Origin of the sequence: Nonomuraea maritima (assembly GCF_900100395.1) — a bacterium.
GTDB lineage: Bacteria > Actinomycetota > Actinomycetes > Streptosporangiales > Streptosporangiaceae > Nonomuraea > Nonomuraea maritima.
Genome location: NZ_FNFB01000085.1, coordinates 1 through 1,189, shown reverse-complemented (window position 1 = coordinate 1,189; position 1,189 = coordinate 1). Strand labels below are relative to the sequence as shown.

The 1,189-nt window shown below is 61.9% G+C and carries 2 protein-coding genes; both read left to right on the top strand.

The genetic code is table 11. The features are described from left to right. The first annotated feature begins 141 nt into the window (after positions 1-141). On the top strand, positions 142-426 hold the full coding sequence (locus tag BLR04_RS40365; protein WP_143022463.1) for a hypothetical protein: 285 nt from the start codon (positions 142-144) through the stop codon (positions 424-426). Positions 427-509: 83 nt separating this feature from the next. Next, positions 510-1,106 (top strand): transposase, encoded by a 597-nt coding sequence (locus BLR04_RS40360; RefSeq protein ID WP_143022462.1) that lies wholly within the window; start codon positions 510-512, stop codon positions 1,104-1,106. The last annotated feature ends 83 nt before the right edge of the window (positions 1,107-1,189 follow it).

The following is a 1,189-nucleotide window of genomic DNA, read 5'->3' as shown; positions in this document are numbered from 1 at the left end:
GACAGCCCTTCTACCAGGGGCTCTTCTACTTGTCGATCAACTCCATCCGCGCGGCATGCCCTCCATCAGCGGCTTCAGGTTGGAAAACCCTCACTATTTCGCGTAGACTTCTGGTGCGCTCGTACCGCGTGCAGCCTGCTAGTGAAGAACGCCAAGTTCCACAAGAATGAGCAAGGGCGAAAGATCCAGACTAGCGAGCTGCTGGGCGGCGCCACTCCTCCATTCAAATTTCACAAGATCCAGCTCGAGAAAGCCTCAAGATTCGGCGTTGTACATCTACCCAGCCCTGATGCCATCCGCTTGGTTGCCCAAGAACTAAAGGGCACCTCCCACAGCGCTCGTGCTACCAAAATTAAGTGGCGCGATGGCGAGCTTCGCCAACAACAGGGCGTGAGGGTGTGGCCTGCTCAGGACATTTCAGGATGATCTTAGATTGCACAGGTGCCAGGTCGCGCCTATTTCCCCAGCTCAAAGCACCTTGAGCGGCTGGCCGAAGAAGATTCGGGTCATTGTCCGCAAAAGAACGCCCGCACCCCGGCGCTCAGCTGTGCTTCACCGAGCACGGGCACCGCGTCAGCTGCTTCGTCACCGGCACCCAGGCGGCACATTCGCCGACCTGGAACTATGCCACCGCCGGCGCCAAAGAGTACGTCCGCACCGCCAGGGACACCGGCCTGCACAACCTGCCACCACACGACTTCACCCACAACAAGATCTGGCACAACCAGATCTGGCTGGAGATCATCGCCCTGGCCTGCGAACTGCTCGCCCGGATGCAGACGCTCGCCCTGCACGGCACCGACGCTCGCTACTACAAATCCCAAACGCCTACGGCTACGCTTGCTCGCCACCGCCAACCGACTGGCGCGCGGAGCCGCCGCCTGCACCTGCGTATCCCGACCCACTGGCCCTGGGCCAGGCAGATCATCACCGCTCTGCCCCGGCTACACGCCCTGCCCGCACCGACCCGACCATCATTCACCGCCCCGACGAGCAGGAAGGAATCCCGCGGGCCCGTGGAACCCCCGCCCACCCGGCGCGACAGCCGGGCAATCCTGCTGACCACCGCGAGGAAACCATCTCAGCGGAGATCTTACACAGGTTGAATTCGTAGAGCCGGTCATGTGGTCACGGTGGTCTCCTCGATGATGAGTCCGGTCTGAGCCAGGCAGCCATCGATCAGGTGGGG